At 25.3% G+C, this 26,124-nt stretch carries 20 protein-coding genes and 1 pseudogene; 14 read left to right on the top strand and 7 right to left on the bottom strand.

Features of this window, described 5'->3' with window-relative positions:
- Position 1: 1 nt before the first annotated feature.
- From dapE to map, 3 genes are read right to left on the bottom strand one after another with little or no spacing between them, the layout of a single operon-like run.
- Positions 2 to 1,156 carry a succinyl-diaminopimelate desuccinylase gene (gene dapE / locus C530_RS00905; RefSeq protein WP_014895086.1) on the bottom strand — a complete coding sequence of 385 codons (1,155 nt, stop codon included), beginning with the start codon at positions 1,154 to 1,156 and terminating at the stop codon, positions 2 to 4.
- Position 1,157: 1 nt separating this feature from the next.
- Positions 1,158 to 2,201, bottom strand: a complete 1,044-nt coding sequence (locus C530_RS00900; RefSeq protein ID WP_014895085.1) for a DapH/DapD/GlmU-related protein — start codon at positions 2,199 to 2,201, stop codon at positions 1,158 to 1,160.
- 12 nt (positions 2,202 to 2,213) lie between these two features.
- Complete coding sequence (map, locus tag C530_RS00895; RefSeq protein WP_014895084.1) at positions 2,214 to 2,990, bottom strand: type I methionyl aminopeptidase; 777 nt, start codon at positions 2,988 to 2,990, stop codon at positions 2,214 to 2,216.
- 84 nt (positions 2,991 to 3,074) lie between these two features.
- Here map and rpsB point away from each other — a divergent pair, with 84 nt between their 5' ends.
- The 7 genes from rpsB (at position 3,075) to metE (ending at position 14,924) form a co-directional block, all read left to right on the top strand.
- Positions 3,075 to 3,740 (top strand): 30S ribosomal protein S2, encoded by a 666-nt coding sequence (gene rpsB / locus C530_RS00890; RefSeq protein ID WP_014895083.1) that lies wholly within the window; start codon positions 3,075 to 3,077, stop codon positions 3,738 to 3,740.
- 25 nt (positions 3,741 to 3,765) lie between these two features.
- Positions 3,766 to 4,548 (top strand): translation elongation factor Ts, encoded by a 783-nt coding sequence (gene tsf / locus C530_RS00885; RefSeq protein WP_014895082.1) that lies wholly within the window; start codon positions 3,766 to 3,768, stop codon positions 4,546 to 4,548.
- Positions 4,549 to 6,135: 1,587 nt separating this feature from the next.
- Positions 6,136 to 8,943 carry a DNA polymerase III subunit alpha gene (gene dnaE / locus C530_RS00880; protein WP_014895081.1) on the top strand — a complete coding sequence of 936 codons (2,808 nt, stop codon included), beginning with the start codon at positions 6,136 to 6,138 and terminating at the stop codon, positions 8,941 to 8,943.
- A 34-nt stretch (positions 8,944 to 8,977) separates the two neighbouring features.
- Complete coding sequence (gene tilS, locus C530_RS00875) at positions 8,978 to 10,228, top strand: tRNA lysidine(34) synthetase TilS (protein ID WP_014895080.1); 1,251 nt, start codon at positions 8,978 to 8,980, stop codon at positions 10,226 to 10,228.
- A 30-nt stretch (positions 10,229 to 10,258) separates the two neighbouring features.
- Entirely contained in the window at positions 10,259 to 11,509 is a 1,251-nt protein-coding gene (gene rho, locus C530_RS00870) for a transcription termination factor Rho (RefSeq protein ID WP_014895079.1), read from the top strand.
- A gap of 16 nt (positions 11,510 to 11,525) precedes the next feature.
- Positions 11,526 to 12,626 carry a 3-deoxy-7-phosphoheptulonate synthase gene (locus C530_RS00865; protein WP_014895078.1) on the top strand — a complete coding sequence of 367 codons (1,101 nt, stop codon included), beginning with the start codon at positions 11,526 to 11,528 and terminating at the stop codon, positions 12,624 to 12,626.
- Complete coding sequence (metE, locus tag C530_RS00860) at positions 12,627 to 14,924, top strand: 5-methyltetrahydropteroyltriglutamate--homocysteine S-methyltransferase (RefSeq protein ID WP_014895077.1); 2,298 nt, start codon at positions 12,627 to 12,629, stop codon at positions 14,922 to 14,924.
- On the opposite strand, the gene hisE is transcribed toward metE, so the two are convergent.
- Genes hisE through hslV form a run of 3 tightly spaced genes read right to left on the bottom strand, consistent with a single transcriptional unit; the run spans position 14,921 to position 17,150 of the window.
- Positions 14,921 to 15,268, bottom strand: a complete 348-nt coding sequence (hisE, locus tag C530_RS00855; RefSeq protein WP_014895076.1) for a phosphoribosyl-ATP diphosphatase — start codon at positions 15,266 to 15,268, stop codon at positions 14,921 to 14,923. The genes metE and hisE overlap by 4 nt on opposite strands.
- Positions 15,269 to 15,303: 35 nt before the next feature.
- Entirely contained in the window at positions 15,304 to 16,605 is a 1,302-nt protein-coding gene (hslU, locus tag C530_RS00850; protein ID WP_014895075.1) for an ATP-dependent protease ATPase subunit HslU, read from the bottom strand.
- A 20-nt stretch (positions 16,606 to 16,625) separates the two neighbouring features.
- Positions 16,626 to 17,150, bottom strand: a complete 525-nt coding sequence (gene hslV, locus C530_RS00845; RefSeq protein WP_014895074.1) for an ATP-dependent protease subunit HslV — start codon at positions 17,148 to 17,150, stop codon at positions 16,626 to 16,628.
- Between the two features lie 110 nt (positions 17,151 to 17,260).
- Here hslV and rpmE point away from each other — a divergent pair, with 110 nt between their 5' ends.
- The 4 genes from rpmE to C530_RS00825 are packed head-to-tail and all read left to right on the top strand — an operon-like array spanning position 17,261 to position 20,703.
- Positions 17,261 to 17,464: a 50S ribosomal protein L31 gene (gene rpmE, locus C530_RS00840; RefSeq protein ID WP_014895073.1), complete on the top strand. Its 204-nt coding sequence runs from the start codon at positions 17,261 to 17,263 to the stop codon at positions 17,462 to 17,464.
- Positions 17,464 to 17,985: a shikimate kinase gene (locus C530_RS00835; protein ID WP_014895072.1), complete on the top strand. Its 522-nt coding sequence runs from the start codon at positions 17,464 to 17,466 to the stop codon at positions 17,983 to 17,985. The genes rpmE and C530_RS00835 overlap by 1 nt, the downstream gene beginning before the upstream one ends.
- The gene (gene aroB / locus C530_RS00830) at positions 17,972 to 19,072 is read left to right on the top strand and encodes a 3-dehydroquinate synthase (protein WP_014895071.1); all 1,101 of its coding nucleotides are present in this window, start codon (positions 17,972 to 17,974) and stop codon (positions 19,070 to 19,072) included. The genes C530_RS00835 and aroB overlap by 14 nt, the downstream gene beginning before the upstream one ends.
- Positions 19,073 to 19,080: 8 nt before the next feature.
- The gene (locus tag C530_RS00825) at positions 19,081 to 20,703 is read left to right on the top strand and encodes an MFS transporter (protein ID WP_014895070.1); all 1,623 of its coding nucleotides are present in this window, start codon (positions 19,081 to 19,083) and stop codon (positions 20,701 to 20,703) included.
- Between the two features lie 177 nt (positions 20,704 to 20,880).
- Here the strand turns inward: C530_RS00825 and C530_RS00820 are convergent.
- Positions 20,881 to 22,344 (bottom strand): annotated as a pseudogene (locus tag C530_RS00820) (Rne/Rng family ribonuclease); the annotation flags it as partial.
- A gap of 100 nt (positions 22,345 to 22,444) precedes the next feature.
- Between C530_RS00820 and C530_RS00815 the strand changes: the two are divergent.
- From C530_RS00815 to acpP, 3 genes are read left to right on the top strand one after another with little or no spacing between them, the layout of a single operon-like run.
- A complete protein-coding gene (locus tag C530_RS00815; RefSeq protein ID WP_014895068.1) occupies positions 22,445 to 23,389 on the top strand; it encodes an RluA family pseudouridine synthase in 945 nt (314 codons plus the stop codon).
- Between the two features lie 10 nt (positions 23,390 to 23,399).
- Positions 23,400 to 23,564: a 50S ribosomal protein L32 gene (gene rpmF, locus C530_RS00810; RefSeq protein WP_014895067.1), complete on the top strand. Its 165-nt coding sequence runs from the start codon at positions 23,400 to 23,402 to the stop codon at positions 23,562 to 23,564.
- Positions 23,565 to 23,581: 17 nt separating this feature from the next.
- Positions 23,582 to 23,815 (top strand): acyl carrier protein, encoded by a 234-nt coding sequence (acpP, locus tag C530_RS00805; RefSeq protein WP_014895066.1) that lies wholly within the window; start codon positions 23,582 to 23,584, stop codon positions 23,813 to 23,815.
- The last annotated feature ends 2,309 nt before the right edge of the window (positions 23,816 to 26,124 follow it).

The following is a 26,124-nucleotide window of genomic DNA, read 5'->3' as shown; positions in this document are numbered from 1 at the left end:
CTTATTTAAATTTATAAATAAACAAATATTCAATGATAAGTTGATACAGTTTTGTTAATAGTATAATATCAGAAACGCAAACACATTCATTTATTTTATGTATAGTGGCATTTATTAAGCCTAACTCAATTATTTGTTTACAAAGATTTTTGACAAATCTACCATCTGATATGCCACCATTTGTATTTTTTTTTGGTTGTATTTTGCACATATAATTAATTCCAAAAATTACAGCATTTAACAAAGTACCTTTTTTTGTTAGGTATGGTTCTCCAGATAGATACCAATTGATTTTAAAATCTTTTTTTTTGTTTAAATTAAACAGTAAAAATATGTTACTTACTTTGGTTTTAATTTTATTAACTGTAAGTTCATTTGAAAATCTAAAATTACATAATACTTTTGCGTATTTAGGTAACATATTACTTACACCTAATCCTGCAATGAAGTTGGATATTTGAAAACTGGTTTTAGAAAAATATTTATTACCTTTATCCCATCTAATTTTTAATAAATAATGTATTATATTAATTAATATATGTATTGGATTTAGCAATTGTTTTGTATACGCTATATGTCCTTGAATACCGTATATTATTATTTTGGCATTTAATGAACCTCGTCTACCTATTTTAAGAGTATCACCTGTATTTGATTTACTAGTAGGCTCACCGATAATACAATAATTTATTATTTCATTTCTTTTTATTAACTTATTTATAACATATTTAGTACCATAATTTCCATCACCTTCTTCATCACTTGTTATTAAAAAAGCTATTTTCTCTTTAGATTTTGGATATAATTTTATAAAATTACATGTTGCTTTTATCATTGAACATAAACTACCTTTCATATCGACAATTCCACGTGATATAATATATCCTCTATTATTTAAATAAGGTAAAAACGGGTTAATTTCCCATGCTTTAATTGGGCCTGAAGGAACTACATCTGTATGACCAACAAATAACAATGTTTTTTTACAAAATCCGTTTGTAACCCATAAATTATGAACTCCTTTTTTATTAAAAACTTCTACACGAAAACATAAACGTTTAAATATATTACTAAGCAAATATTGACATCCTTTGTCATTAGGTGTAATAGAGTTTTTTGAAAGTAAATTTAATACTAGTTTTAAAAGATAATACATTTTAAAAAAGTTTATGTAACTCTTTATTAAGTTTGATTACTTTTTTATTTATACGACATTCTATCGCTCCTGTAACTGAGTTTCTTAAAAATAACAAATTGTTTTTATACGCTAATACCTTTGCTTTTACTATTTTAATAAGTATGTTTTTTCTATTTAAAACTGATACTTTAGAACTTGCCGTTATATATAATCCTGCTTCAATAATACAGCTATTACCCAAAGGTATACCACATCCAGCATTAGCTCCTATTAAACAATTTTTACCCAGTGATATTACAAGCTTACCTCCTCCTGACAATGTTCCTAAAATTGAAGAACCCCCTCCTAAATCAGAATTTTTATTTATAAAGACGCCAGAAGAAATACGTCCTTCTATCATACAAGTTCCCATTGTTCCTGCATTAAAATTACAAAATCCTTCATGCATAATTGTGGTACCTTCACCTAAGTAAGCACCTAAACGTATCCTTGATGGTTCTGCTATTCTTACATTATTTGGTACAATATAATCTGTCATTTGAGGGAATTTGTCAATGCTTAAAATAGTAAAATTTATATTAGTTAATTTTGCTTTAGTTTTTGTTACTAGGATTTCTTCACAATCAATGGGACCTATATTAGTCCAACATATAGTTTTCATAACAGAAAAAATACCAAATAAATTTAGTGAATTGGGCTTACATAATCTATAAGAAAGGGTATGTAATCGAAAAAAACTATCTGCAATATTAAGCGGATTTTTATCATCAAAAATAAAAGTTAAAATTAAAAAAGCTTTAGTAAAAAAAAAACATTTTATTTGTTTTGCTAATTTAACTTCACCTATATTGTTAAGTTCTAAATATAAAAAAAATAAATCGTTATTATTTGATAAATATAAATTAAAACTATTTGAAATTATGTTTAATTTAAACGTTAACTTCCTTAATATATTTTTTATAACTGTTGGATGAGGATATAAAACTGTAAAAGGATAATAAACTTCTAAAATTTCATTTTTATAATTTTTACTTGCAATTCCTAAGCCGTAACTTAATATCATAATAAATTTATCCTATAACTTTTCATTTTTACGAATTGTGGTTATAATTACACCTTTTTTATTTATAATTAACGTATGCTCCCATTGTGCAGAATGACTTTTGCTTTTTGTAGTTATTGTCCAACCATCATTTAAAATTTTTATTTTAGTCCCCCTTTGTATTAAAATTGGTTCAATTGTTACACACATTCCTTTTTTTAAATGAACATCTTTTGTTTTATAACCGTTATAATTAAGAACTAGAGGTTGTAAATGAAATGCAGTTCCGATGCCATGCCCACATAACTCTTTTACAACACTAAATCCATGATAGTTTGCAAAGTTTTGAATTAAAGCCCCTATTTCAGAAAATTTTGTACATTCACAAACAAAAGACATTGCGTTATAAAGACACGAAATGTTGTTTAATTTGTTGTTATATATAAAATTAGAGTAATTGCATTCAACAAAATACATATAACTAGTGTCTGCATAATATCCATTTTTTATAATTGTAACATCTATATTTAAAATATCATTTGTTTTTATTTTTTTTTTATAACTAGGAATGCCATGACAACAAATTTTGTTTTTAGATATGCATGTTGCATGTTGATAACATTTATAACCTATTGTGGCAGAACTGCATTTTAGCTTTGTTTCAATATATTTTTGACATATACTATTTACTTCGTCTGTTTTAAGTCCAATTTTTATATATTCATAAATCATTAATAATGTATTAGCGGCTAATTTTCCTACAATTATTAACTTTTTTATATCTTTTAATGTGTATTTTTTTATCTTCATTGTCAGTTATTTATATATTTGAAGTTATTTTTTAAAAGAATATAATAGGTTTAGTATTGTTAACACATAAGGAAATATTCAATTATGATAATTACTATGCAAGATTTGTTAAAAGCTGGCGCACATTTTGGACACAAAACAAAAGATTGTAATCCAAAAATGAAAAAATATATTTATGGAATAAATAATAAACTTCACATATTCAACTTAGAATTTACATTTATTGCTCTTAAAAATGTTCGATCCATTATAAAACAAATTACAAAAAAAAACAAAAAAATCCTTTTTGTTGGTACTAAGCAAGCAGCTTCTTCAATAATTTCGGAAGAATCAACCAAAGTTTATCAACCTTTTGTTACTACTAGATGGTTAGGTGGTATGTTAACTAATTATAAAACGATTAGACAATCAAAAAAGAAATTAAGTGAATTAGAGTTAATGCGTTCTAATGGTATGTTAAATAAATTAACAAAAAAAGAAGTTTTATTAAACAACAGGAAATTACATAAACTAGAAACATGTTTAGGTGGAATAAAAAACATGAGTAGTTTGCCAGAAGCTTTATTTGTAATTGATGTTACAAAAGAAAGAATTGCTATAAAGGAAGCTAATAAACTTGGTATATTAGTAATTGGTGTTGTTGATACTAATTCTAATCCAGATGGAATTGATTATATAATACCCGGAAATGACGATTCTATAAATTCTATTAAGATATATACTAAACTTATAGCAAATTATTGTAAATAATTATTTTTATACGATGGTAAATTTCATGGACAATATCACATTAATAAAAAAAATACGAAGAAGTACTGGTCTTGGTGTACTAACATGTAAAAAAGCACTTAATAAATATAAAGGAAATATAGAGTTAGCTATAAATTATTTACTTACTGCACATAAATTAAAATCAAGAAACGTATTTCAAAATGAAGGAAGAATAACAATTAAAGTTTCAAGAAAAATGGTTTTATTGGTACAAATTAATTGTGAAACAGATTTTGTATCTAATGATATTACTTTTAAACGATTTGTAAACAAAGTTGCTAATAAAGTTTTATATACAAAACAAACAACTATTAAAAATCTTTTTCATAATAGATTAGACATTGATTTAACCGTGTTAATAAACAAACTAAAAGAAAATGTTATATTGCGTAATATACTATTAATTAACATACAAAGATATACTAACAATACTATTGCTTATTACACTCACAAAAATCGTATAGGTTCTTTAGTAATTATTAATAATTGTGATTTACAAGTTGCAAAAGATATTGCAATGCAAATTATAGCTACAAATCCATATTTCATTTACATTAAAGATATTACCAATAACGTTATAAAGAAAGAATTATCATATATCATATCTATAACAAACAACACCCCATTAACCATAGTAAATAAAATAATAAAAAACAAATTACAAAAATATTTTACTGAAACTAGTTTAGTTAACCAACTTTTTATAAGAGATAAAACACTTACCGTTTCAACTCTTTTATCACTTCATACTAACATACTTTATTTTTATAGGTTTGAATTTAACTAGTTTTATATTCTTTTTTTTTACATAACATATAAACACATTAATATAACACCCACTTCTTTTTTTTTACTAACTTTAACCATTTCTTCTTTTTTTTCTACCTCTAACAAATTACATCTTACATCTTACATCTAATATCAAACCTCAAACCTCAAACCTCAAACCTAACAACTCTAACCTCTAACCTCTAACCTTTAACAAACCTCTAACCTCTAACCTACAACCTACAACCTACAACTAACAACTAACAACTAACAACTATTAACTAACAACTAACAACTATCTAACATCTAACTATTAACCACACCTTAACTACAACCTCTAACATCAACAGATAAACTACAACCTCTAACATCAAACAAACAAAACATTTATTAACCATTTACCAAACAACACTCTAGTTTACATAACTTATAACGCAATTACTTCATATCAAACACAACATATAACTTAATTTTATAAATAACATCCTCAAACAAAACATAACCTCTAACCTTAAATAAATAAATATATAAACTCTAACTGGTTAAACATATATATATAACATCTAACCTAATATAGCAACAAATTTACTCTAACAATCAACAAAACAATAAAATAAAAGAAAAAATATAACCGCTAAATTAAAAGAAAAACATCATTTCTAAAAAGAAAGCAAAAAAAACATAAAACAACATCTAAAAAACTCTTAAAAGCAACCTCAAATAAATAACATCTAAAAAACAACCTCTAATAACTAACAGCTTTTATCTTTAAAACAGATATAAAGCAACAATAAAATCCTCTAACAGCTAACAGCTAACAGCTAACAAAAAAAATCATACATAAGAACAAATAACAACTAACAACTAACATAAATAAAAAGAAATAACAAAATTCAAAAAACAGCATCAAAAAAGTAACCATAAACAACAAAGTTCTAAAAACAGCATCAAAAAAGTAACCATAAACAACAAAGTTCTAAAAACAGCATCAAAAAAGTAACCATAAACAACAAAGTTCTAAAAACAACACAAAAAATAACAGATAAAAAAAAAGTTAAAAACATAAAACAAATACCATTAACGTCTAATATTGTAAAAAAGAATAGAAAACATAAACACAACAGAAACTATAAAAAATATAGCAGAATAAAAAAAAGCATAAACAAAAGAAAAAACAACTTTAAAGTAAAATAATATTAAAAAAAAAGAAAAGCAAAAAAAAAAGAGTGATATAAAGCAAACACTAACAACATACAGAAAACACAAACTGTATAAAAATTAAAAAAAAAGAAACAACTAACAGTTAACAAAGAACAAAGGCATAAAACAAAAAAAAGAAAACGAAATATACAATAAGCTGTAACTAGCTAACACGTAACAGAATACATAAAAAACGTATTCAAAAGAAAGAGAAGATAACAAACGTAAGAATGATTACGTTATATAATCCACGTTGCCGGCGAAATAGTACAAAATAAACAGATTAATTAGAAAATTTAGATGAAGATATCTAAAACCTAGTTATAAGGACTATTACATTAATACTTATGTATTATAGAACAATGATAAAAGTATAAAAGAGTTACTAATTATTAGAAAAAAGATTATGAAAACGTTCATTCATTTACGAATACACACTGAGTTTTCTTTAACAAATAGCATAATCAAAATTAAATCGTTAATGAATAAAATAATAAAACTTAGAATACCTGCTAGTTGTGTAACTGATGATAATAATGTATATAGCTTTATAAAATATTATAATACATCTATAATAAGTGGTATTAAACCACTCCTCGGTTGTGAGTTACAAATAAATTATAAACACAAAATTTATATTTTAACATTTATAGCTATGAATTCTACAGGCTATTTTAATATATTTAAATTAATTACTTTATCATGTAAAAGTTTATTACAAAAACAATATATATTGAAATTTTCAAAAGGGTTAATTATTATGTCAGGAATTAACAAAGGTAAAATAGGTTTTTTTTTGATTTCAAACAATATAAAGAAAGCTATATTATTGATAAATAAATTAATTAAGCAGTTTAAAGGTAGGTTATATTTAGAAATACAAAGAATATGTTTACAAAAGGAAGAATATTTACTAGCAAAATCAATATATGTAGCTAATAACAGTAAAACAGCTATTGTTGCCACAAATGATGTAATGTTTGTACAAAAACTAGCTTATGATATACATAAAACAAGAGTTTTGATACATGAAGACAATTTAATAAAAAAGGCAAATCAAAAAATGTTTTATAATAAAGAACAATATTTTAAAAACCCTATTGCCATGATTGTTTTATTTAAAGACATTCCAGAAGCTATTGAAAATAGCATAATGATTGCAATTCGTTGTAATATAACATTAAAAAAAAATACTGTTTATTTTCCAATAAGTTATTTATCTAACAGTGTTAATATAAGCAAGTATTTTGTATTATTATCAAATAAAAGATTAAATCATCGTTTAATAACAACAAATATATTTAAAATGAAAAAAGTCATTAAATACAAAATTAGATTATATGAAGAGCTTACCATAATTGTTAGTATGGGTTTTTGTGATTATTTTTTTATCGTAATGAATTTTATAAAATGGGCAAAAAATACAAGTATACCGGTTGGTCCTGGACGAGGTTCAGGAGCTGGTTCTTTGGTGGCTTATGCATTAGAAATAACAGATGTTGATCCAATAAAATACGATCTTTTATTTGAAAGATTTCTTAATCCGGAAAGAATTATGATGCCTGATTTTGATGTGGATTTTTGTATGAAAAAACGTGATAAAGTAATAGACTATGTCACAAACTTTTATGGTAAAAAATTGGTTGCACACCTTGTTACTTATAGTGCAATGTCAGCTAAATCTATAATAAGAGATGTTACTAGAGTAAAAGGGAAACCTTTATGGTTAGGTGAAAAAATATCAAAATTAATACCGGTTGATTTAGGTATAAGTTTAAAGAGAGCATTTAATAAAATATTAGAAATACGAAAGTTAATAGAAAATAATAAAGAAGCTAAGAGAATTTGGACATCATCTTTAAAATTAGAAGGTATAATAAAAGGAATAGGAAGACACGCTGGAGGAATAATAATTGCTCCTAAAAAAATAATAAATTATTATCCTTTAATATGTGATGATGAAGAAAAAAATATAATACAAGTAGATAAAAATGATGTTAAATATTTAGGTTTAATTAAATTTGATTTTTTAGGCTTAAGAACATTAACAGTAATTTATTTATCTTTATATTTTATAAATAATTCAAAAAAACCAACAAGAGAAATTTATAACATCCCTTTGAATGATTTTAAATCTTTTTCTTTACTTAACAAAGCTGAAACATGTTCAACTTTTCAATTAGAATCACAAGGTATGAAAGAATTAATAAAAAAAATTAAACCAAACAATATAACCGATATAATTGCTTTACTTTCTCTATTTAGACCAGGACCTATTAAGTCTGGTATTGTAGATGAATTTATCAAAAGAAAAAATGGGGAATACACAAATTGTTCTTATTTTGATGAATCAATAAAACCTATATTACGTTCAACTTATGGACTAATTTTATATCAAGAACAAGTAATGAGAATTACTAATAAATTAACAGGTTGTAGTCTAGGAAGAGCAGACTTGTTTCGTCGTGCTATACAAAAAAAGAACAATATAAAAAAATATCGTAAAATTTTTGTTAAAGATTGTGTAATAAATAAATTAAAAAGATATACAGCACTGAAAAAGTTTGAAGTTATAAAAAAATTTGCAGGTTATAGTTTTAATAAATCACATTCAACTGCTTATGGATTGATTTCATACAAAACAATATGGCTAAAAAGTAATTATCCAAGTCAATATATGGCATCTGTGTTATCTACAGAAATATATAACATAGAGAAAATTATGCAAAATATATCTGAATGTAAAAGAATAAATTTAATTGTTATACCTCCAAATATAAATATAAGTATTTATAACTTTAGTGTAAATATACAAAAAAACATTGTTTATGGATTAGGTGCTATTAAAGGAGTAGGTAAAGACTTAATATACAACTTAATTGGTAATAGAAAAAAAAATGGTCTTTTTTTTAATTTATTTGATTTTTATAACCGCATACCGGTACTAAATTTAAATAAACGTATTTTCTCTGCTTTACTATTTTCTGGCTGTTTAGATAATATTAGTCCATATAGAAAAAATATGTTATATACGATAAATACTGCAATAAGAATTACTTATCAAAATAAATATACTAGAATAATAGGTATTAATAAATTATTTATTTATACTGACTATAAACTTTATGAATATGTTAAACAAAATAAACAGATAGCTCTTTTAATTGGCGAAATTACTACTTTAGGATTTTATATATCTTTTTTTAATTCTTAGTTAAAACAGATTAAAATCTTAAATTACATTTTGTATGAAGTTATCTAAAAGATATTTATACTCAATAGTCAAGTCTTTAAATAGAAAAAAAATATGGATAGCTTTATCTGGAGGTAGAGATAGTTTATGTTTATTGGATTTAACATATAAATCATTAAAACAAAGAAAACATAACAAGTTAATCCAGAAATTATATGCTATTCATTTAAATCATTATTTGAATAAATACTCTGACAACTGTGAAAAGTTTTGCATAAAAAGTTGTAAAAATTTAAAAATACCTTTAATTATTAAAAGACAAAAAAAATATATTTTGAATAAAGAATTATCAGCACGGAACTTTAGATATTTTTGGTTTACTTATTTTTTAAATAAAAATGATGTTGTTTTTATAGCACACAACAAAAATGATAAAATCGAAAATTTGATTTTAAAAACAGTTAAAGGTTGTGGAATTAATGGTTTATCAAGCATTCCGTTTAAACGCAAATTGGGTAGTGGATGTTTACTTAGACCTTTTTTACATATATCACGTAACACAATAAATAATTATATAAAACAGTTAATGCTTAATTGGTTTGAAGATAAATCAAATTTTAATCTTAATTTTGATCGTAATTATTTAAGACATCATATAATACCCAAAATAAAAAACAGGTGGCCTGATTATTCTCTGTCTCTTAATAAATGTATTGAAAAATGTAAAGAAGCAAATTATTTATTAAATGAATTTTCAAAAGAAGTATTTAAAGTTATTGGTTATAATTCAAAAAAAATATATATTAAAACGTTAATAAAACTTTCTTATTATAAATTAAGATTGTTAATTAATTTTTGTTTAAATAGTATAGGCAATAACAATACATCAAATAAGAAAATAACTGAATTAATCAATCAAATAATAACTGCAAATTATTCTTGTTCAATATTAGTGAGATTTAAAACAATTACAGCTAGAATTTGGAAGGGAAGTTTATATTTTACAAATAATTATAAAAACAAGCCTGAAAATATATTTTTAAGTTGGGATTTAGGTTGTGTTAATAAAATAAATAAAATAAATATCAAATATTTCAAAATAAAAGGAGGAGAAAAAATAATACGATATGGTAAAATAAAAAGGATAAAAAGTTTATTACAAAAATTATCAATTCCACCTTGGGAACGTAAAACGTTTATAATTGTTTATTATAACGATAAACCAGTAGCTGCATTAAATACAACTTTTTCGTTAGTTTCTGATCATTGGAGTGCTAAAATAAAAATAAAATATCCTTTTAAATAATAATACAAATTATTTTTACAAACATAAAATATGAATTTAAATGAACTAAAAAAACAAAATGTACATGAATTGTTAAAAATAGCAAGTTCTATGAATGTCGAAAATATATTACGTTCTAAAAAACAAGATATTATTTTTGCGATTCTAAAAAAACAAGCTAAAGGCGGAGAAGATATATATGGAGAAGGAGTTTTAGATGTTTTACAAGAAGGGTTTGGTTTTTTAAGAAGCTCTGATAGTTCGTACCAACCAGGTCCTTCTGATATATATGTGTCTCCATCACAAATTAGACGGTTTAATTTACGTAAAGGTGATAGTATTTATGGGAAAATACGTCCACCAAAGGATGGTGAAAGATATTTTGCTTTATTAAAAGTAAATAAAATAAATTTTGATAGAATAGAAACTGTTAAACAAAAAATTTTATTTGAAAATTTAACGCCATTATTTCCAACTTATAGATTAATAATGGATGGTTCGACTGATGATTTAACGGCAAGGATTTTAGATTTGGTAGCACCGATTGGGAAAGGGCAGAGAGGTTTAATTGTTTCACCTCCAAAAGCTGGAAAAACTATGATGATGCAAAATATAGCTAATTCAATAGTACGTAACAGTCCAGAATGTTATTTAATTTTTTTATTAATTGATGAACGTCCTGAAGAAGTAACAGAAATGTCTAGAACAGTAATTGGTGAAGTTATTGCTTCGACATTTGATGAACCACCTACTAGACATGTACAAGTAGCTGAAATGGTTATAGAAAAAGCAAAAAGATTGGTTGAACATAAAAAAGATGTAGTCATAATGTTAGATTCTATTACTAGATTAGCAAGAGCTTATAACACAGTAGTTCCTTCATCTGGAAAAATTTTAACAGGGGGAGTAGATTCAAATGCTCTTGAAAAACCAAAAAGATTTTTTGGTGTAGCACGTAATATAGAAGAAGGTGGAAGTGTAACTATTTTAGCATCAGCGTTAATAGATACTGGATCAAAAATGGATGATATAATTTTTGAAGAATTTAAAGGTACAGGTAATATGGAAGCACATTTGGATCGTAAACTAGCTGAAAAAAGAGTGTTTCCTGCAATAAATATTAGACGCTCAGGTACACGTAGAGAAGATTTATTATGTAGTGAAGAAGAAATACAACGTATGTGGATTTTACGCAAAATATTACATAGTATGGAGGACGTAGAGGCAACAGAGTTATTAATAGATAGATTGAAAACTACTAAAAATAATATAGAATTTTTTGAATCAATGAAAAGAAGATAAAAAAAGGATGTAAGTTATGAAATACAATTCATATTATGAAAGTTATTATACAAAGTTAAAAAAAAATGAGAAAATAAAAAGTTATAAACAACTACAAAGCGTAGTAGAATTACGTAAAACTATTCCTATAAATAATGTAATAAGTAATATAATAAAATTTAAAAGAAAAGCAATAAATAATATAATAAATGGTAAAGATAAAAGATTATTAGTGATAGTAGGTCCTTGCTCAATACATGATACAACATCTGCATTAGAATATGCTAAGAAATTAAAAGTTTTATCTAATGAGTTAGATGATCAATTGTTACTTGTAATGCGTACATATATAGAAAAACCTAGAACTACTATTGGTTGGAAAGGATTCTTATACGATCCATTTTTAGATGGTAGTAATGATCTTAAGTATGGCATTTATATTTCTAGAAAACTTATGTGTGATATAAATCTTCTTGGGTTACCTATTTCGAATGAAATATTAAATCCAATAACTTCAGGATTTTTTGAAGATCTTATTAGTTGGGGTGCTATTGGAGCAAGAACAACAGAATCTCAAATTCATAGAGAAGTGGTAAGTGGTTTATCATTTCCAATTGGTTTTAAAAATGGAACAGATGGAAATATAGAAATAGCTATCGATGCAATAAAAACAGCAGTAAATAAACATTATCACATAGGTATAAATGATAAAGGATTTATTTCTATTATAAAAACAAAAGGTAATTTAAATACACACTTAATACTTAGAGGTGGAAATAATGGACCTAATTATTATAAAAATAATATAAATTTATATTGTCAATTAATGGCACGGAAAGGTATTGCTTCTAAAATCATGGTTGATTGTAGTCATTCAAATAGTGGCAAAAATCCTGAAAATCAAGAATTGGTATTAGATAATATCTTAGAACAACGACTTTATGGTAATACTTCGTTAATAGGAATTATGTTAGAAAGTAATATAAATAGTGGTTCACAACCTTTAAGTAACAATCTTCAATATGGAGTGTCAATAACTGATGGATGCTTAAGTTGGATAGAAACAGAAAATTTACTTCGTAAAACCGCGGTTAAATTGCGCGATACTATAACAAAAAAAAATAAGGTTATTGTTTAAATGATAAAAACACATATATTAGGATATCCTCGTATTGGAAATAATAGAGAATTAAAAAAAGCTTTAGAAGCATTTTGGAAAAAAGATATTAATTTAAAAACTTTAGAAAAAATTGGAAAAAAAATTAGAGAAAAAAATTGGATTACACAATATAAAACAGGATTGTCTTATGTCAATGTAGGGGATTTCTCTTATTATGATCAAGTTTTAAATATAACTGCAATGATAGGGGCAATACCTAAAAGATTTAACATACGTGAAAATAGTATGATTAATATAACAACATTGTTTAAAATGGCTAGAGGCTGTACAAGTAAAGGAAAACCTATTTCAGCATGTGAAATGACGAAATATTTTGATACAAATTATCACTACATTGTACCTGAATTAGAAATACATAATAAATTTTTTATATCAAATCATACAATTTTTAATGAGGTTAAAGACTGTCAAAAGTTAGGTTTAAATCCTAAAGTAGTATTGATGGGTCCTATAACATATTTATGGTTAGCAAAATCATATATTAATAAACTAAATTTTTTACCATCATTAATAAATATATATTCTAAGATTTTAAAAAAACTAGAAAAACAAAATGTTGAGTGGGTACAAATTGATGAACCTGTTTTAGTAGTAGAGCTTCCAAAACTATGGAAGGATTCATTTGAAATAGCTTATAAAAAATTATCAAAAACAATAAAAAAACTAAAGATAATGATAGCTACTTATTTTGGAGGTTTAGGTAAGAATATAGATCTGGTTTTATCTTTGCCTATTCACAATATACATATTGATATAATTAGAACACCTAAGAACGATTTAGAATTAATTTTAAACAAGTTTCCTACTGATAAATTATTATCTATTGGAATAATAAATGGTAGAAATATTTGGAAATCAAATTTAAAAGATATTTTAAATAAAGCAACAAAAATAAACAATATTATAAAAACAAGAATGTGGATCTCATCTAGTTGTTCTTTAATGCACATACCAATTTCTTTAAGTAAAGAAAAAAAACTAAATAGAACAATTTTAAACTGGTTATCATTTGCAAGACAAAAATTAGATGAAATAGTTATCTTGTCTAAACTTTTAACTAGTTATAGTGTTGGTGAAAATGAAATAAAATATATACAGGATAATACAAAGGCAATAGAGTCAAGAAAATTGTGCAACATTGTAAGTTCTCATTCAGTTAAAGAACGTATTAAACAACTAACAAACAATTATTTACAACGTAATCATTCATACTATACTCGTAAAAAAATACAACAAAAACAAATTAAACTACCTTTATTTCCAACAACGACCATAGGCTCATTTCCTCAAACAAATACAATAAGGCTTGCTAGAAGGACTTTAAAACTAGGAAAAATAAACATTGAAGCCTATGAACAGATAATGCGTTATCAAATATTATTTATAACAGCTAAACAAAATTTTTATGATCTTGATATGTTTGTACACGGTGAACCAGAAAGAAATGATATGGTTGAATATTTTGGTGAAAACCTTAATGGTTTTGTGTTTACCACTAACGGTTGGGTACAGAGTTATGGCTCACGGTGTGTTAAACCACCAATTATCTATGGAGATATTAAACGCAATAAGCCAATTACTGTAAGATGGATAAAATATGCACAAAACAACAGTTTTAAACCCGTTAAAGGTATGTTAACAGGTCCAGTTACCATTTTACAATGGTCTTTTGAGAGAGATGATCAACCTAAAGAAACAACCTGTAAACAAATAGCTTTGGCTTTACGTGATGAAGTAAAAGATTTAGAACAATCAGGTATAAAAGCGATTCAAATAGATGAACCTGCTTTACGTGAAGGTTTGCCGTTAAAGAAAAAAGATTATAAATATTATTTAAATTGGGCTATATCGTGTTTTAAAATTGCATCTTCTATAGTAAGCGATGAAACACAAATTCACACACATATGTGTTATTCTCAATTTAATGATATTATTGCATATATTTCTGAAATGGATGCAGATGTCATCACTATTGAAACCGCTAGATCAAATATGGCTTTATTAAAGGCTTTTAAAGCTTTTGAGTATAAAAATGAGATAGGTCCAGGTATATATGATATACATACAACTAATATACCAAGTGTTAACTATATGATTTATTTAATAAAAAAAGCAGCTAAAAGTATTTCTATAGATAGGATCTGGATAAACCCTGATTGTGGTTTAAAAACTAGAAAATGGGATGAGGTAGATTATTCCTTAAAAAACATGGTAAAAGCAGCTTATAAATTAAGAATTTATTTAAATAAAAACTAATTGTTTACTCGATTTGTTTTTTCTTTTAAACCAGAAATATTTAACCGTTTATATAATTCTTCTACAATTTCTGTATTACAAATATCTAAAAAAGAAATACAAATTAAACTATGTAACCAAACATCTGCGGTTTCTTTTATTATTTCATAACGTAAATATTTTTCTTTATATTTGTTATCTTTAAACTTTTTTATAGTTACAATTAACTCATTTATTTCTTCTTTTATTTTATTTAACGTTTTTATTAAGTCTTTGTTATACAACCCACTTAAATAAGAAGTTTTGTGATCTGATTGTTTACGATTTTGTAATATAATAAACAAACTCTCTATTTTTTTATCCATACTTTTTGTTATTCCTTTTCTATTTATAGTTGTTTTTATAGTATATATTTTGTATAATCTTCTTTCAGGGCTATTTTTTCCATAATTTTATCCACATATTCTTTAGTAACTATTATTTTGTGATCTATTTCATTGCCTTTATACATGGGTGTTTCTAATAGCAATTCCATGACGGTGTGTAATCTACGGGCGCCAATATTTTCGGTACTTTCATTAAATGAATATGCGATTTCTGCAATACGTTGTATACCTTCTTTAGTAAATTCAAGAGTAATTCCTTCAGTCTTAAGCAATGCTTGATATTGTCTGGTTAACGCAGATGATGGTTCTGTTAGTATTCTTTCAAAATCTTTTGGTGATAATGCAGAAAGTTCAACATGTATAGGTAATCTACCTTGTAGTTCAGGAATTAAATCTGATGGTTTTGATAAATGAAAAGCCCCAGATGCTATAAAAAGTATATGATCGGTTTTTATCATACCATATCTTGTTGACACTGATGAACCCTCAATTAAAGGTAGTAAATCTCGTTGTACGCCTTCTCTAGAGATTTCAGTTCCATTATTATCCCCACTTCGTCTAACAATTTTATCAATTTCGTCAATAAAAACTATACCATTTTGTTCAACTGCTTCAATAGCACTTTTTTTAATAGTTTCATCACTTATTAGCTTTGCTGACTCTTCTTCCATTAATAATTTTCTTGCTTCTACAATTGTAATTTTTCGATTTTCACGAGTTTGTTTATTAATGTTAGAAAATATACTTTGTAATTGATTAGCCATTTCCTCCATTCCAGGAGGTGTCATAATATCAATTCCTGATACTTTTTGAGTAAGTTTTATATCGATTTCTTTATTTTCTAATTCACCATTGCGTAATTTATTTATAATTAATTTACGGTTTTCAATATTATCATTTTCTTTGTTTTTTGATGATAAAATCGCATCTATTATTCTTTCTTCTACTGCATATTTTGCTTTAGTTTTTATTTGTTTATTTGCTTTTTCTTTTACTAATTTTATAGAAATTTCTATTAGATCACGTATTATTGATTCTACATCCCGACCAACATATCCTACTTCTGTAAATTTTGTAGCTTCAACTTTAATAAATGGTGCTTTTGCCATTTTGGCTAATCTTCTAGCAATTTCTGTTTTTCCTACCCCTGTAGGACCAATCATTAAAATATTTTTTGGTGTTATTTCGGAACGTAACTTATAATCTAACTGCATTCGTCTCCATCTATTTCTTAATGCAATAGCAACAGCTTTTTTTGCTTTTTCTTGTCCAATAATATATTTATTTAATTCTTCTACTATTTTTTTTGGAGTCATAATTTAACCTACCATTATTTTTAATAATCTAATAATTCTATAGAAATATTTTTATTTGTAAAAACACATATTTCCGCAGCAATAGTAATACTTTTTTTTACTATATCAAAAGCTGATATGTTTGTGTTTTCTAACAGTGCCATAGCAACAGCTTTAGCATAATTTCCGCCAGATCCAATAGTGATTATACCATTTTCAGGTTCTAAAATATCCCCAATTCCAGTAATTATTAAAGATATATTTTTATCAGCGACTGCCAACATAGCTTCTAATCTACGTAAAATTCTATCATTTCTCCATTCTTTTGCTAATTCTACGGAAGCTTTAATTAAATTGCCTTGATATTTTTCAAGTTGTGCTTCAAATAGTTCAAATAAAGTAAAAGCATCTGCTGTACTTCCAGCAAAACCAGATAAGACTTGACCTTTATAAACTTTTCGAACTTTAGAAGCATTACTTTTTACTACTGTGTTACCAAGTGTAACTTGGCCATCTCCAGCTATAGCAACTTTATTATTTCGTCTTACAGACACGATGGTAGTCATTTATATAACTCTATTAATTTATTTTTTAGTATTAATTGCTTATTTATAATTTATATTTTACTATTAAATAAAAAAAAAATATATATTTACTGTATTATCAATAAAATTTTATGAAAAAAAATATTCATCCTAAATATAAGAATGTTATTATAAAATGTTCTTGTGGTAATTTGTTTAATATCAAATCGACTTTAAAGAAAAATTTATTTGTTGAGATTTGCTCACATTGTCATCCAGTTTATTGTGGCAAACAAAAACAACTTAATATAGGCAATAGAATTGACAGATTTAATAAACAGTTTGGTAAAAAATAATGTTATTATCTAATGTTGTTTTGACAGGTCCGATGGGAACAGGAAAAAGCACTATTGGAAAACTTTTATCTAAGAAATTAAATTGTAAGTTTTATGATATAGACAAGGAAATAGAAAACTTTTGTGGGTGTAAAATTTATGAAGTTTTTTTATTAGAAGGAGAAAGTAGTTTTCGTAAAAGAGAACATAAAATAATAAAAGATTTGGTAAAAAAAAATGGAATAGTACTTTCTACAGGTGGCGGTAGTATAATGAATAGTAAAAATATACCTTTATTGAGAAACAAATGTATAATTATTTATTTGTATACTTCAATTTCAAATCAAATAAACCGTTTAGATAATACTACTGATCGTCCTTTATTGAAACGGAACAAAGTTAATAAATCTATATATAACATTTTTAAAAATCGTGAACGTATTTACCATTACTTAGCTGATATAATTATTAACACTGAAAACAAACTAGATTTAATTATCAAAGAAATAAAAAAAAGGATAGTTTTTTTTGAAAATCATTAAAATAAATCTTTTAAATAGTAAATATCCAATCTATATTGGATCAGGTTTATTAAAAAAAGGTGTGTATATACCTTATATTTTTGGCAAACAAATAATAATTATAACAAACAAAAAAATAGCATCATTATATTTAGATATTTTAAAAAAAAAATTACTTTTATATAATGTAAAAGTAGTTATATTGCCGGATGGAGAACAACAAAAAAATATTGCATCAGTTAAGCATATATGGGATTTGCTTATATACTATGGTTTAAATCGTACTAGCACAGTGATTGCACTTGGAGGTGGAGTGATAGGAGATATTTCAGGATTTACTGCATCTTGTTATCAAAGAGGTATTTCTATTATACATATACCAACTACTTTATTATCTCAAGTTGATTCTTCACTAGGAGGAAAAACAGGTGTAAATCATGAAAAAGTCAAAAATATGATAGGGTCTTTTTACCAACCAAAAGCAGTAATTATAGATGCAGATTTAATAAATACTTTAAACAATAGAGAAACATCTTCAGGTATTTCAGAAATTATAAAATATAGTTTAATATGTGATTATATTTTTTTTAAGTGGTTAGAAACAAATATAAAAAAATTAGTAACTTTAAATAAAACAATATTGCAATTTTCTATTTTAAAAAGTTGTATTATAAAATGTAAGTTTTTTATAAAGGATGAAAAAGAAAAAAATATAAGAGCTTTGCTAAATTTAGGACACACATTTGGTCATGCTATTGAACAATATAAAGGATATGGTAATTGGCTGCATGGAGAAGCTATATCAGTCGGTATAATGATTGCAACTAAAGTTTCTATAGAAATAGGTAGGCTAAAAGCAAGTGTTTTATATAGAATTTATAATTTATTATTAAAAGCTAAGCTTCCTATATATGTTCCTGTAGGAATGACATCAACAAACTTTATTAAGTTAATTAAATTAGACAAAAAAAATTTATATGAAAAAACAAGATTAATATTATTAAACAGAATCGGTAAAGGTCACATAATAAATAATATCAATGAAAAATTCTTATGTACTTTAATAGATTATTTACCAAAAAAAATAAAGTTAGTTTTGAATAGGTAGCAATTAATATGCTTATCTCTACTAAACACTCTTTAAATTCCCAAAAAAATAATTTACCAAATAAAAAAAATAGTTTGTTTACCCCATTAACATTTAAACCTTTTAGAATTATATGGTTTGCAGATTTAATTGCTAATTTAGGTACTTGGGCACAATCTGTAGCTTCTGTTTGGATTTTAACTGAATCTCATGCAAGCTCTATAACTTTAGCAATGATACAAGTAGTGACGGCATTACCTTTAGTATTATTATCGATTATTTCTGGTGTTTGGGCTGATAATTATGATAGACGTAAACTTATGTTACTTGGAATGGTTTTGGAGTTTACTGGTGGAGCTTTAATAACATCTTTGGATTTTTTTGGATTTTTAACTTCTACAAAATTAATATTATCTATTTTAGGAATGTCAATAGGTGCTTCTTTAGCTGTACCAGCATGGCAGGCAGCAATTAATGAACAAGTTTCTAAAAATCAAGTAACAAATGCTGTAATTTTAAACAGTGTAAATTATAATTTTGCAAGAGCGTTAGGTCCAGTAATTGGTGGAATTCTTATAAACACAGTTGGTACTGCTTGGGTTTTTTTACTTAATTGTTTATGTTATTTAGGTTTAATTTGGGCAGTTTGGCAATGGAAGCAAATTTATCCTAAAAGAATTTTACCACCAGAACATATCTATGAAGGAGTAATTTCAGCATTAAAATTTGCTAAATATTCTAAGGTAATGAGATCGGTAATGTTAAGATCATTTGTTTTTGGTCTTTCAGCCAGTGCATTATGGGCATTGCTTCCAGTCTTTGCTAATACTAAAGCTTCAATATATGGTTATATGTTAGGAGCATTGGGTACAGGTGCGATTGTGGGTAGTGCAATAGTAAATAAATTATGCCAGTTAGTAGATACAAACATAATGATTAGTTCGGCTTCTATTTTATTAAGTATAGTAATGTTATTAATTGGAAGTTTAAATATTAAATTATTAATTTTTGGAGCACTAATGATAGGAGGGAGTTGTTGGATTACAGTATTAGCAAGTTATAATTCATCAGTTCAAATGTTAGTGCCTGATTGGGTCAAAGCTAGAGCGTTAGCACTATATCAAACTACGTTGTATGCAGGTTTAGCAATAGGTTCTTTTGGTTGGGGGCATATAGCAGGTATTATAAAGGTCAGATTGGGATTGTTATTAGCAGGTTTATTATTATTACTAACTACTATAGCTTTATTAAACTTAAAATTGCCAAAAATAGATGATAAACATCATAGTATAATGCATCAGATACAGCCTAAATACAAATTAGAGTTTTCTAAATATAAAGAATCAATAATAGTATCTATTGAATATTGTATTCCTGTTAGTAATACTAATGATTTTATTGATCTTATAATAAAATTAAGAACTGTTAGGTTACGTAATGGCGCAAAATCATGGTCATTATATCGGAATGTTGAAGATAAAGAAATATGGCAAGAAATATTTCTAATACGTAATTGGTTACAATATTTAAGAATGTTAAGTAGAATAACAATTGCAGATAAAATTATTATAGACAAAGTTAATAAAATGCATATAGGAACAACCCCCCCTAGAACTTATCAAGGAATTCAACAAATAAAACCTAAAATATAATATAAGTTAATATAATTTCTCTATTAATGTTTTCCAGATACGTGTTATAAAATTGTTGTATGTAACAGTACTATGATTTACAATACTAACAGCTGCTTTTTCTGTACGTATTTTTTTTTCCATATAAGTGGTTTTTTTACTTAAAAGATTCTTTTTATTACTATATTTTTCTCCAAATATTTGATCATAACGTAATCTTTCTACTGCATAATGAGGACTTTCCATGTCCTGTTCTGGAATAATAATAATTTTTACATTTTGTCTTACTTCTATCTTCACTATAATGTTTCTTTTTTCATTTAATAGATAAGTTGCTATTGCCACTGGCAATACCGCTCTTATTTTAGAACTATTATCCTTCATAGCTTCTTCTTCAATCAAACGTAATATAGAAAGAGACAAAGAACTAACCTCACGTATTGTGCCTTGTCCATTACATCTTGGACATACTATACCACTGTTTTCCCGTAAAGATGGACGAATGCGTTGTCGTGACATTTCCATTAAGCCAAATCTTGAAATACGACATAATTGAATGCGTGCACGATCAACTTTAAACGCTGTACGAATTCTATTTTCTACTTCTCTTTGGTTTCTTGTTAACGCCATATCTATGAAATCAATTACTACTAAGCCACCAATATCACGTAATCTTAACTGTCTACCAATTTCATCAGCTGCTTCTAAATTTGTATGTAAAGCTGTTTCTTCTATATCATCACCTCTAGTAGCACGCGCCGAATTTATATCAACAGATACTAAAGCTTCTGTAGAATCTATAAATATTGATCCACCTGAAGGCAATTTAACCTCTCGTTGATAAGCAGTTGCAATTTGAGATTCTATTTTAAATTTAGTAAAAAGAGGAAGTTCATCTTTATAAAGTTTTATTTTTTTTTGATAAGTAGGCATAACTTGTTTAATAAAATTTAGAGCATCATTATAAATGTATACACTATCTATTAAAACTTCACCTATATCTTGTCTTAAATAATCACGCATTGCACGAATAATAACGTTAGATTCTCTATATATTAAGAATGGAGCCGATCTTTTATTTGCTTCTTCTGTAATTGCTTCCCATATTTGAATTAAATAATTTAAATCACATTGTAAATCTTTACTTGAACGGCCAATCCCTGCGGTTCTAACTATTATTCCCATATTCTTAGGTATAAATAATTTCTTTATAGCTTCTTTTAATTTAAATCTATCAGTACCTGTAATCCGTCTAGAAATCCCTCCTGATCTATAATTATTCGGCATTAAAACTAAAAATCTACCTGCTAAACTAATATAAGTAGTTAAAGCCGCACCTTTATTGCTACGTTCTTCTTTTTCAACTTGCACTATTAATTCTTGACCTTCTTTAATTATTTCTCTAATATTTGAATTACAATCATTTAATAAATATTCTTTAGATATTTCTTTTATAGGTAAGAAACCATGTCTTTTGGCTCCAAAATCAACAAAAACAGCTTCTAAGCTTTGTTCTATTCTTATGATTTTAGCACGATATATATTAGATTTTCTTTGTTCTTTATTACAGTATTCAATATCTAAATCATACAATAATTGCCCATCTACCAGTGCAACTCTTAATTCTTCTGGTTGGCTCGCATTTATAAGAATTCTTTTCATTTCTACGTTTACTTTTTCTCCTATTTGTTGTAAGTATGTAATATGTTTTTGTATTTAAATATTAACAGTAAAGAAATATTTTAGCAATTAAAGATCAACTATGACTAATTATAATAAATATAAAAAAATAAAATCAATTCTATTTAATCAAAGACTAGATAATTTTTTAAAAAAAAAGTTAAAAGGAATTAAAACTAGTTTAGTTTATCGTCTTATCAGAAAAGGATTTATAATAATTAATAACAAAACCGTTACAGCTAAGAATAAATTACAATTAGGTGATAAAATTAGAATTCCTATATTATATATTAATAAAAATCAAATAAATATAAATGAAACCTTGAGATTTTCTTTTAGTAATACAATTACTTATGAATCTAATGATTGGTTTATAGTTAATAAACCGTCTGGTTTTGCTGTTCATGGGGGTTGTATTGGTAATATAGGTTTAATTGACGCTTTATTTTTAATTAGAAAAGATCTTAATTTCATTTATTTAGTTCATCGTCTCGATAAAAACACTTCTGGATGCTTGTTATTAGCTAAATCTATAAATTTTTTACTTTTTATTAATTTCGCATTCAAAAACAAATATGTAGAAAAATGTTATTTAGCGTTAGTTGAAGGTGCTTGGCCTATAAAGTTTACATATATATCTGCGCCAATTAAGAAATATAAATTACATCAAAATAGAGTACACTATAATATAGTTAATCAATTGGGTAAACCATCATATACGTTTTTTGAAATCTGTAATAAATTTACTGGATTTACATTAATAAAAGTATTTCCCATTACAGGTAGAATGCATCAAATACGAGTTCATACTGCATATTTAGGTCATCCTTTATTAGGCGATGAAAAATATGGTAGTATTTTTGGTAAAAAGTTTTCTTTTTATTTAAAGCTTAAAAGACTTTTTTTACATTCTTATTTCTTACGATTTCCAGAACTTAAAAGTGGATATTTTATTCAAATTAAAACAAAACTTGATAAAGATCTTTTTTTAGTATTAAATAGAGCAAATACATACCTAACATATTAAGGTAACTACAATGGCTGTTCAAAAAAATAAAAAAACTCGTTCTAAAAGAGGTATGCGTCGCTCACATTCTGCATTGGTATTACCTACTTTAAATAAAGAAAAATTTACCGGCATTATACATCGTAGACATTATATAGCTGAAGATGGTTATTATCGAGGTAAAAAACTGTTTTAGAGTAGAGGTTTCTGAAGATGTCTAATTTAACAAAAAAAATAAAATCAATAGTATCGAAACAATTTAATATTAACCCTCTTTTTATAACTTCTACTTCTTTGTTTATTGAAGACTTAGGTGCAGATTCACTTGATATAATTGATTTAATAATGACTTTAGAAGACGAATTTAAACTAGAAATCAGTGATGAAAAATCAAAACATATAAAAAGTATACAAGATGTTGTTTGTTTATTAAATACTTTTAATTAATTTATTATCAAAAACTTAAAACATATTTAAAACAAAATAAAATATTCATTTGGCCTTTTTTTATATCACGGTTTTTTGTAATAAATAATTTTGTTTACTTCTTTATAACAATTAGTTCAATATAACAAATATATACTTCTTATACTAAGGTGTTTTTTTACAAAGCTCTCACTATATTTCTTGGTTACAATATTAAAATATATACTTATTTATTTATTTTAAGGCTTATTATGTACTTCTTTTCTCTTTTTTAGCTTAGTTTTTTGTTCATTCTCTATTCCTAATCACATACATTAACAACTACACTATAAAATACCTATTTTTTTTTACAACTACCTTAACTTCTTTACTTTAACAAACCTTTTCCTCTTCCATACAACTCCTCTTTCTTTAACAAACCTTTTCCTCTTCCATACAACTCCTCTTTCTTTAACAAACCTTTTTTAAAATCAATTTCTATTCTTTAACAAACCTTTTTTTTAATTAATTTCTATTCTTTAACAAACCTTTTTTTTATTAACAACCACTTCTTAACTTTACCATACAGCATTAAAAGTTTAACAACCCTTCTTTTTATTTAACAACCACTTCTTTGTCTTTAATTTCAATACAAAACAAAAACCTCAAATAACTTAACTTTTTTTACTAATCTTCTTTACACAATACCTCTCTATATTACATACCTTAAACCTAACAACATCGTCTATTAACTATTTCTTCTAAAATAATATTTTGTAACAAATAACTACATAGCATATCTCATACATCTTTTAACAAAACATCTTGCATTACTCATATCTTATATTTCATACCTTTCACATCATTCCTTTCTCATTACATATTTATGCACACCTTACACAGCCTTCATCATACACTATTCTGTATCATATAACTTGTTACTTTCTTTTTTAACAACAAGACACAAATTAAATTACTACACAATATAACTTATTTTTACCTTTCTCAAACATATAATACACAAAAGCATATTTCATTAACTATAATAATATCAGGATTTGCTGTTTATAACAAAAAGCCACAAAAAATAAAATACAACATATACATTATACAAAACAAATCTCAAACATATAATACACAAAAGTATCATTCAAAACTCTTTTCTTATTGATATAACAAAATTTAACAAATCAAATAGCCTAAAACATAACAAATAAATCAGAAACATACAATCCAATTAGTTAACAACAAACACAAATTCATTGAACTTCTTTTTTTTTTTATTTCTTATATTACGTGTTTAAAATACAATAATTAATTAACAACAAACAGCACTCTTATTTATATGCTGTATACTATAGTTAAAAAACACACAAAATACTAATTTTTAATAAAAAGCATAAAACATAATCCATTAACAATAACTCCACTAACATCAAAACAAAACACATCTACCCTCAAAACAAAATCATAAACCTTTAATAACTATTTAAGTTAGCATAACACATCAAGCCTTTAAACAAATCCATAAACATTAAACAACTATTTAAAAAAACCACAACACAAACCTTTTACCATTCCAATTAAAAACTGAAGTATATAACACATATGAACTTAAATAAACATAAAAACTAAAAACAACAAATAAAGCATAATAACTAAACAAAATAACACAAATAAAATAAATTTAAAAGTAATCCTAAAAAAACAAAACAAGAAAATAACAACAAAAACAAAAAAGCAGAAAACAAAAAACATAAACATAAACAGCAAACAGCAAACAGCAATCAAACAACAAACAACAAACAACATAAATCATTAATCACAAATCACAAATCACAAAAGCTAAAAAGGAAAAAATATACAGCATAAAACATTAAGCAGAGATCATTAAACAAAACCATAAATAAGCAATTAACAAAGCACAATAATAAAGATTAAAATTAAATTAATAAATATCCATATAAATTAAAATATAAAACAACATATAGCTAAAAATAAAAGAAACACAAAACACCTAATAGCAAAAACAAACTTAATAACCTATAGCACAGAACACAAAAACAAATCAACAAAAAAATGCTTACAGCTAACTTAACTACATAAACCGTTAAAAGAAAACAAATAAATAACAAATAGAGCATAAGTACAAAAGGAAGAAAAATTTTTACTAACAACTAACAACTAACAACTAACAGTAACAGTAACAGTAAAAAAATAAAAATCAAACAACACAACAATTAAAAAGATAAAATTAAGAAATACACATAACAAAAATTTAATAAGCATCAAAAAGTTTAAACAAAATAAAATTAAAAGCATGCAGTAAAAAAACATAAAACCGTAAAAAT

This window comes from Candidatus Portiera aleyrodidarum BT-B-HRs (assembly GCF_000300075.1).
Classification (GTDB): domain Bacteria; phylum Pseudomonadota; class Gammaproteobacteria; order Johnevansiales; family Johnevansiaceae; genus Portiera; species Portiera aleyrodidarum.
The sequence above is the reverse complement of the archived record's forward strand: the minus strand, read 5'-3'. Positions and strand labels throughout refer to the sequence as shown.